Here is an 8,089-nt window from a genome sequence, read left to right as displayed (position 1 = left end):
AGAACGTCGAGCAGGCCATCGCGACGAACCCCCTACAAGACCCGGGACCCTCGCCGAGCGCAACCCGACGGTGCAGCGGCTGGTCGACCTGCACGACTGGCACGCACCCGCGGACATGCCGAAGCGGGGCGAGACCTTCAGCGTGAAGATCCCCGGCACGATCTCGCACTTCCACGCACGGAAGGCCGTCGTCTGGCTGCCGCCGGCCGCCCAGGTGCAGAACGCTCCGGCGCTCCCCGTGCTCGTGGCGCTCTCCGGGCAGCCCGGCGAGCCGTCGGACCTCTTCCAGACCGGGAACATGGGGCAGTACCTCGACCGGTACGCTGCAGCCCACGACGGCCTCGCGCCGATCGTCGTCGCGCCGGACCAGCTCGGCGCGCCGAACCGCAACCCGATGTGCGTCGACTCCCGGCGCCTCGGCCGCAGTGAGACCTACGTCATGACCGACACCGTCGACTGGATCCGCAAGCACCTCGCGGTCGCCACCGCGCCCTCGGGATGGGGCGTCGTCGGGTTCTCCGAGGGGGCGACGTGCGCGATGCAGTTCTCGTCGGCCCACCCGGACGTCTTCGGGTCGACCCTGGCGATCTCCAGCGAGCTCGCACCGAAGAACGGCAGCCTGCAGCACACCATCGCGGTCGGGTTCGACGGGTCCCGGTCGGCGTACGACGCGGCGACGCCGATCGCCGAGATGCGCGCGCACGGCCGCTACGCCGACCACCTCGTCGTCTTCGGGGTCGGTGGCGACGACGCCCCGTACAAGGCGTCCACCGCCACGCTCCGGGCAGCGGCCGAGTCCGAGGGCATCAGCACGCAACTGGTCGTGTCGCCGGGCTCGGCGCACGACTGGAACACCGTCCGGTACGTCCTCGCGCACGGTCTGCCGTCGGTGCTCGCGCACCTCGGTCTCCCCGCGAACGGTCCGCTGTGAGCGCCGCCACCGGCAGGGTGTCCCAGGCGGTGTCGACCGTCCGCCGCCTCGTCGTGACGCGTCCGGTCACCACCGCGATCGTCGTCCTGGTGCTCGCGACCTCGACGCTCGCGTTCGTCCTCCGCCTGCAGCACGGCGCGCAGGCGACGGTGTTCGGGCCGTTCCGCGTCTTCGCCGCCTCGACCGGCGTCCTCGCCCTGCTGGTGACGCTCGCCGGGGTGGTCGTCCTCGTCGGGTCGTCGGAGCGGCTGATGGGGTCGTGGCGGACGGCGCTGGCGTTCGTGGTGACGACGATCGTGGGCACGGGGATCGCCGCGTTCGCCGTGCTCGTCGACCTCGACGGTCGGGGTGCGGTGCCGATGGTGCTCGGCCGGGCCACGAGCTTCGACCCGTGGACCGCCATCGTCGGCACGGTCGTCACCGCGAGTGCCTTCGCGGGCACCCTGTGGCGCCGCCGGATCCGGGTGAACGCGCTGGCCGTGGTGGCCGCGCTGCTGCTGTACGCCGGGCACGTCTCCGACCTGTCCGCCGTCCTCGCCGCGGCCGCCGGCTGGGTGCTCGGCGAGCTCCTCCGCCGCACCCCGAAGCGGCAGGGCTGGGTGCGGAGCTCGCACCGCGAGACCCGGGTGCTGCTCGGCACCGCCGTGCTCGTGTCCGCCGTCGGCCCGGTCATCGCGCTCGTCTCCCGCGCGCGCGTCGGGCTCCTCGCGCCGATCGCCGCGGTCGTCGGCCAGGGGCCGGTGTCGCCCGTGCGGGGCTGCCGGTCGGACGGGGTGCCGGGGGAGTGCCTCCGCGGCCTCCTCACGTTCCACACGACGAGCCCCTGGACCCTCCTGCTCGCCGTGGCGCCGCTCCTCGTGCTCGTCGTCGGCGGCCTCGGACTCTTCCGCGGCAGCCGGTTCGCGGTGTGGCTCGTGGTGGTCGTCGACACCGTGACCGCCGTCGCCGCGGCGATCACGTACGGCCTCGTCCCGGGGCGCACCGTCGCGCTGCACGGCGTCCAGGACCCGTTCGTGACGGACGTGTCGATCGTCGCGTCCATCGTCGTCCCGCTCGGCACCGCCGTCGTCCTCGTCCTGCTGCGGCGGTCGTTCACGGTCCTCACCAGTCGACGCCGTGTCGTGACCTTCGCGGTGACCGTCGGGGTGGCGGCCATCGGCCTCGTCGTCGTCGTGCTCGTGGTCGCGGCGTCGTCGGCGCACCACGTCGAGGACCCGCTGCGCCTGGCGCTCGCCGTGCTCGGACCCCTCGCGCCGGTCAGCTCGTGGGACCGGCTGCCGTCCCTCGACCACGCGCTCCGGCTCGTGCTCGGGCTGAGCGGACCGGTGCTCTGGACGGTCGTCGCGATCGCCGCCGTCCGGCCGACCGGTGCCGTCGAGCCCGACGCGGACGCCGACGCCACGCACGCCGACCGCGAGCGCGCCCGGGCCCTGCTCGTCGCCGGCGGCGGAGACGCCTTCGGCTGGATGACGACCTGGCAGGGGAACGCCTACTGGTTCGCCGAGGACGGTCGCGCCGGCGTCGCCTTCCGCCGGAACGGCCGGGTCGCGGTGACGGTCGGCGGGCCGTTCGGCTGGCCCGACGCGCGAGCGGCCGCGATGACCGCCTTCGCCCGGTGGTGCGACGACAACGGGTGGACCGCGGTCTTCTACGGGATCGGTGCGGAGACGGCCGGTGTCCTCACGGCGCAGGGGTGGGGCACCCTCCCCGTCGCCGAGGACGCCGACTTCGACCCCCGCACCTGGACCACGAGCGGGAAGAAGAAGCAGGACGTCCGGACCTCGGTGAACAAGGCGGCACGCGAGGGCCTCACCGCCACCTGGTCGAGCTGGCAGCAGCTGCCGGCGGCCACCACGAGGCAGATCGAGGCCATCTCGGAGGAGTGGGTCGCCGAGCGCGAGCTCCCCGAGATGGGCTTCACCCTCGGCGGGGTCGACGAGATGCGCGACCCCGCCGTGCGCACCCTCGTCGCGCAGGACGAGGAGGGCACCGTCCTCGCGGTCACGAGCTGGCTGCCCGGGCACCGCGACGGCCGGGTCGTGGCCTGGACGCTCGACGTCATGCGTCGCACGCCGGCCGCTCCGAACGGGGTGATGGAGTTCCTCGTCGCGAGTGCCGCCGACCGGATGCGCGAGGACGGGATCGAGCGGCTGAGCCTGTCGGCCGCGCCGCTCGCCCAAGCCGCCGAGAGCGCCCAGCCGGCGGACGGCGTGCAGAGCCTGCTCGACCTCGTCGGCGGCGTGCTCGAGCCGGTGTACGGGTTCCGGTCGCTGCTGCGCTTCAAGCAGAAGTTCGGTCCCGACCTGCACCCGCTCGTGCTCGCCTACCCGGACCCCGTCGCGCTGCCGTCGATCGGGATCGCCGTGGTCCGCGCGTACCTGCCCGACCTGTCGCTCCGGCAGGCGGTGGCGCTGGCCCGCGGACGCGGCTGAGCGCGCCACGCGGGGCCGGGAGGCGCGGCGGCGGTCCGCCCCGCGGCCCACGGCACCGACCGGCGGACGCGCGCCGTGTGGACCGGCCGCACCGCGCCTCCCGGCCCGCAGGCGCGAGCGCGCGACGTCCGGTTACGTCCGCGGAACCGGCGCAACGTGTCCGTCACCTGGTTGGGGTATCGTTCCCGGTACGCAAGCGCTCCGGGGTCGGTGCAAGTCCGAACCGGTGGTGACAGTCCACGAACTGATGACGGGTGCGAACCCGGCAGAGGTTGACCCGGTGGGATTCCGGGACCGACGGTGAAAGTCCGGATGGGAGGCGCGCTGGCGGACGACACGTGACCACGCAGGTGGTGCGTCCGTCCGTCGATGCCGACGATCGTCGAACACCCCCGGAGTCCCGTTGAGAGGACACCAGTGTTCACCGGCATCATCGAGGAACTCGGCACCGTCACCGCCGTCGAGCAGCACGGCGACTCCGTCGCGCTCACCGTCCGCGGGCCCATCGTGGTCCAAGACGCCCGACACGGCGACTCCATCGCGACGAGCGGCGTCTGCCTGACCGTCGTCGAGCAGACCCCGGAGACCTTCACGGCCTTCGTGATGAAGCAGACGCTCGACATGAGCGCGCACGGGGCGCTCGCCGTCGGCGACCGGCTCAACCTCGAGCGTGCTGCCTCGGTCGGCGACCGGCTCGGCGGGCACATCGTGCAGGGGCACGTCGACGGCACCGCCACCGTCCTCGAGACCGCGGACGGCGACGGCTGGCGGCGCGTCCGGTTCTCGCTCGCGCCGGACCTCAGCCCCCTGGTCGTCGACAAGGGCTCGATCGCGATCGACGGCGTCTCGCTGACGGTCAGCGCCGTGTCCACCGAGGACACCCCGGCCGCGGACGCCTGGTTCGAGGTCAGCCTCATCCCCGAGACGCTCGAGGCCACGACCCTCGGCGCACGCGTCCCGGGGGACCGCGTGAACATCGAGACCGACGTCCTCGCCCGGCACGTCCGGCGGATGCTGCGGCTCGACGCCGCGGTGCGGCCGCTCGAGACGGCTGCGCTCGGCCAGGAGGCACGGTGATGGTCGCCGGGGCACGTCCGGTCCCGCAGGCGGCCACGCCCGGCGCCCTCGGGCTGTCGACCGTGGACGAGGCGATCGCCGCCATCGCGGCCGGGCGTCCGGTGATCGTCGCCGACGACGAGGACCGTGAGAACGAGGGCGACGTCATCCTCTCCGCCGAGCTCGCCACCCCCGAGTGGATCGCCTGGACCGTGGCGCACTCGTCCGGCTTCATCTGCGCGCCGGTGAGCGTCGAGATCGCCGACGCCCTCGACCTCCCGCCGATGGTCGTCCACAACGAGGACGTGCGCGGGACCGCCTACACCGTCACCGTCGACGCCGCGGTCGGCGTCACGACCGGCATCAGCGCGCACGACCGTGCCCGCACGTTGCGTGTCCTCGCCGACCCGGCGTCCGTGCGGGACGACCTGCACCGCCCCGGGCACGTCGTCCCGCTGCGGGCGCGGCCGGGCGGCGTCCGCGAGCGTGCGGGGCACACCGAAGCAGCGATCGACCTCGTCACCGCCGCGGGGCTGCGTCCCGCCGCGGCGATCTGCGAGATCGTCGACGAGGACGGCAGCATGATGCGGCTGCCGGGACTCCTCGGACTCGGGGCACGCGCCGGCGTGCCCGTCATCACCATCGCCGCACTCGCCGAGTGGCTGGACGCGGCAGACCGGGCGGCGGCGGAGTCCGCGCCCACGGAAGGAACAGCACGATGAGCGGAGCAGGCGCGGCGGAACGCGACCACGTCGACGGCAGCGGCATCCGGGTGGCGATCGTCGCCGGGCAGTGGCACGACGAGATCGCCGGCGGCCTCCTCGCCGGGGCGCAGCGCGAGGTCGAACGCCTCGGCGCCTCGGCAGAGGTCATCCCCGTCCCTGGCAGCTTCGAGCTGCCCGTCGTCGCCAAGGCCGCCCTCGAGGCCGGCTTCGACGCGGCGGTCGCCCTCGGCGTGATCATCCGCGGCGGCACCCCGCACTTCGAGTACGTCTCGGACGCGGCGACCAGCGGACTCACCCGTGTCGCGATCGACACCGGCAAGCCGGTCGGCTTCGGCGTGCTGACCCTCGACGACGAGCAGCAGGGCATCGACCGTGCCGGGCTGCCCGGCTCCAAGGAGGACAAGGGGGCCGAGGCCGTGCACGCCGCCGTGTCGACGGCGGTGACCCTGCGCCGGCTGCGCGTGCTCGCGTAGCCGACCCGCGCCTCCTGGCCCGCCGGGCCGGTGGGTGATCGAACCACGTTTCCGACATCGAACAGCGGGTCGCGCCCGGTGCGATGTCGGAAACCTGGTTCGACGCTGCACGCCTGGACGCCTGCACGCCTGGACGACGAACGGCCCCGCACCTCGAGAGGTGCGGGGCCGTTCGTCGTGCGGTGTCGGGTGACTACCGCTTGCCGAACACGTGGATCGGCAGGAAGAAGGAGAGGCACATGAGCAGGACGCCGCCCATGAAGATGAACGCCTGACCCGAGCTCACCTGGAACGCGAAGCCGAACAGGTACATCGAAACCAGCAGCAGCAGGATCGAGAAAACAGCGGCGATGACGCGGCCCACAGTGGTACCTCCGGAATCAGGCGGGTGGATCGGACCCAGTCTATCCCCAGGAGCGGGGATCGCGGTTCACGCGCCGGGACGGGTGGCGATCAGGCGGTCGACGACGGCGAGGAGCGACTCCATGTCCACCGATGCGCGGTCCGGTCGCACGTCGCTCGCGGCCCCGAGCGACGCCGCGTGGTACAGCCCGTCGCCGAGGAGCTTGATCGCCTGCGCGGTGGGTGCGTCCCCGAGCGAGTCGACGAGCGTCGCCAGCCAGGCGTTCTCGGTGTCGTCGAGGGTCCGGCCGGCCTCCTCGTAGCCGGCCTGCTGCAGGCGGCTCGCGGCGAGGAGGGCGAGGTCGAGCTCGCTGCCGACGAACTGGCAGTTCCGGACGAAGTAGCGGGCGGCCCCGTCCTCGGCGTCACGCATGCGGTCGACGTCGATGGCGGAGAGGTCGGACAGGCGCTCGCACAGGCCCTCGACCAGGGCGGCCTTCGAGCCGAAGTGGTAGAGCAGTCCACCCTTGGAGACCCCGGCCCGGGCGGCCACGGCGTCGAGGGTCGCCGGACGCTCTCCTTCCTCGCACACGATGGCGACGAAGCTGTCCAGGACACGATCGCGGGCGCTTGCCATGCCGGAAGTCTGCCATGGGACACGCGCGACGCGTGTGCAGCGCACGGGTGCGCAGGCGCCGCGGGCCATCCTCCGCGGCGCCTGCGGGTCTGGTCAGCCCTTCAACGCCCCCGCCGCGATGTTCGCGATGAAGTGCCTCGAGCCGATGATGAACACCCCGATGAGCGGGAACACGCTGATCACTGCGCCGGCCATCACCGAGCCGAGGTCGGTCGCGTTCACCGAGCTCAGCGAGGCGAGCGCCACCTGCAGCGTCTGGCCCTTCGGGTCGATCAGCACGATGAGCGGCCACACGTAGTCGTTCCACGCCGTGATGAAGGTGAAGATGCCGAGGAACGCCAGGCCGCCGCGGAGCATGGGCACCGCGATCGACCACCAGGTCCGGAAGAACCCGGCGCCGTCCACGCGGGCGGAGTCGATCACCTCGTTCGGGATGGACCCCGTCGCGAACTGGCGGAGCAGGAAGATGCCGAACGCGTTCGCCGCCCCGGGGACGATGAGCGCCTGGAGTCCGCCGATCCAGCCGAGGTTCGCCATGAGCACGAAGCTCGGCACGAGCGACAGGCTGCCGGGGACGAGGAACGTCGCCAGCATCACGGTGAACAGGGAGCGCTTGAACGGGAACTCGTACTTCGCGAACGCGAACGCCGCCAGCGAGTCGAACAGCATCACGAGGACCGCGGTGCTGCCGGCCACGACGACGGTGTTGCCGAGCGCCCGGAGCATGTCGACGCTGCTGAACACCGTGGCGAGGTTCTGCATGGTGTGGTCGCTGAACCACAGCGACGGCGGGTAGCCGAAGATCTGCGCGTTCGACGACGTCGACATGACGAGCAGCCAGTAGAAGGGGAAGATCGACAGCACGACGCCGACGACGAGGCACAGGTGCGTGACGAGCCGTCCGACCCAGCCGTGCCGGAACCCACGGCGGTGGTCGTCGGGCCGGTCGGTGACCGTGTTCGGTCGCCCGAGGGCGGCGGCGGTGTTCGTGGTCCGGGGTGCGGTGTCGGCGCTCATGCGCGGGATCCCTTCGCGCTGGTCGTGACGGTGCGCGGGGTGCGCAGTCGCCGAGGGGTCTTGAGCCCGTCGCGTTCACTGAGCAGCCGCCAGTTGATGATCGCGAAGACCACGGAGAAGAAGAACAGCACCCAGGCGATCGCGGAGCCGTACCCGAAGTCGAACTGGTTGAACGCCTGGTCGTACTGGTAGAGCACGATCGTCATGCCGGCCTCGTCCGGTCCACCGACCGCCTGCCCGTTGAACAGGATCTGCGGCTCCGTGAAGAGGCCGAGCCCGCCGATCGTGGACGTGATCACCGTGAAGAGGATGACCGGCCGCAGCATCGGGATCGTGATCCGCGTGAAGATCTGCCACGTGTTCGCGCCGTCCACCTTCGCCGCGTCGTACAGCTCCGTCGAGATCGACTGCAGCCCGGCGAGGTAGATGATCGCGTTGTACCCGGTCCACCGCCAGATGACCATCACCGCGATGGT

At 72.3% G+C, this 8,089-nt stretch carries 8 protein-coding genes, 1 pseudogene and 1 riboswitch; of the genes and pseudogenes, 5 read left to right on the top strand and 4 right to left on the bottom strand.

What is annotated here, in order from left to right:
- The 5 genes and pseudogenes from I5E_RS06210 to ribH all read left to right on the top strand — a co-directional run.
- Positions 1-931, top strand: a 931-nt coding sequence (locus I5E_RS06210) for an alpha/beta hydrolase (RefSeq protein ID WP_261974869.1), incomplete at its 5' end; no start/stop codon positions are given.
- Positions 928-3,363, top strand: a complete 2,436-nt coding sequence (locus I5E_RS06205) for a bifunctional lysylphosphatidylglycerol flippase/synthetase MprF (protein ID WP_022906228.1) — start codon at positions 928-930, stop codon at positions 3,361-3,363. The genes I5E_RS06210 and I5E_RS06205, both read left to right, overlap by 4 nt.
- Before the next feature lie 193 nt (positions 3,364-3,556).
- Positions 3,557-3,691: riboswitch (FMN riboswitch) on the top strand.
- A gap of 89 nt (positions 3,692-3,780) precedes the next feature.
- Positions 3,781-4,440, top strand: coding sequence for a riboflavin synthase (locus I5E_RS06200; RefSeq protein WP_022906227.1), 660 nt, complete (start codon positions 3,781-3,783; stop codon positions 4,438-4,440).
- Positions 4,440-5,108, top strand: a pseudogene (gene ribB / locus I5E_RS06195) (3,4-dihydroxy-2-butanone-4-phosphate synthase); the annotation flags it as partial. The gene I5E_RS06200 and the pseudogene ribB, both read left to right, overlap by 1 nt.
- Before the next feature lie 29 nt (positions 5,109-5,137).
- Positions 5,138-5,617, top strand: coding sequence for a 6,7-dimethyl-8-ribityllumazine synthase (gene ribH, locus I5E_RS06190; protein ID WP_022906225.1), 480 nt, complete (start codon positions 5,138-5,140; stop codon positions 5,615-5,617).
- 193 nt (positions 5,618-5,810) lie between these two features.
- On the opposite strand, the gene I5E_RS25280 is transcribed toward ribH, so the two are convergent.
- The 4 genes from I5E_RS25280 to I5E_RS06170 form a co-directional block, all read right to left on the bottom strand.
- Positions 5,811-5,981, bottom strand: a complete 171-nt coding sequence (locus tag I5E_RS25280) for a hypothetical protein (RefSeq protein ID WP_022906224.1) — start codon at positions 5,979-5,981, stop codon at positions 5,811-5,813.
- A gap of 66 nt (positions 5,982-6,047) precedes the next feature.
- Positions 6,048-6,596 (bottom strand): TetR/AcrR family transcriptional regulator, encoded by a 549-nt coding sequence (locus I5E_RS06180; RefSeq protein ID WP_022906223.1) that lies wholly within the window; start codon positions 6,594-6,596, stop codon positions 6,048-6,050.
- Between the two features lie 93 nt (positions 6,597-6,689).
- Positions 6,690-7,613: a carbohydrate ABC transporter permease gene (locus I5E_RS06175; protein ID WP_022906222.1), complete on the bottom strand. Its 924-nt coding sequence runs from the start codon at positions 7,611-7,613 to the stop codon at positions 6,690-6,692.
- On the bottom strand, positions 7,610-8,089 hold a 480-nt coding region (locus tag I5E_RS06170), incomplete at its 5' end, for a carbohydrate ABC transporter permease (RefSeq protein ID WP_022906221.1). The genes I5E_RS06175 and I5E_RS06170, both read right to left, overlap by 4 nt.

Source organism: Curtobacterium sp. B18, from assembly GCF_000333375.1.
Classification (GTDB): Bacteria; Actinomycetota; Actinomycetes; order Actinomycetales; family Microbacteriaceae; genus Curtobacterium.
Note: the sequence above shows the minus strand (reverse complement) of the source record. Positions and strands in the feature narration are given on the sequence as shown.

Excerpts from the sequence above, each read along its gene's own strand:
- I5E_RS06175 (WP_022906222.1), bottom strand. The coding sequence starts at position 7,613 with ATGAGCGCCGACACCGCACCCCGGACCACGAACACCGCCGCCGCCCTC.
- ribH (WP_022906225.1), top strand. The coding sequence starts at position 5,138 with ATGAGCGGAGCAGGCGCGGCGGAACGCGACCACGTCGACGGCAGCGGC.
- I5E_RS06180 (WP_022906223.1), bottom strand. The coding sequence starts at position 6,596 with ATGGCAAGCGCCCGCGATCGTGTCCTGGACAGCTTCGTCGCCATCGTG.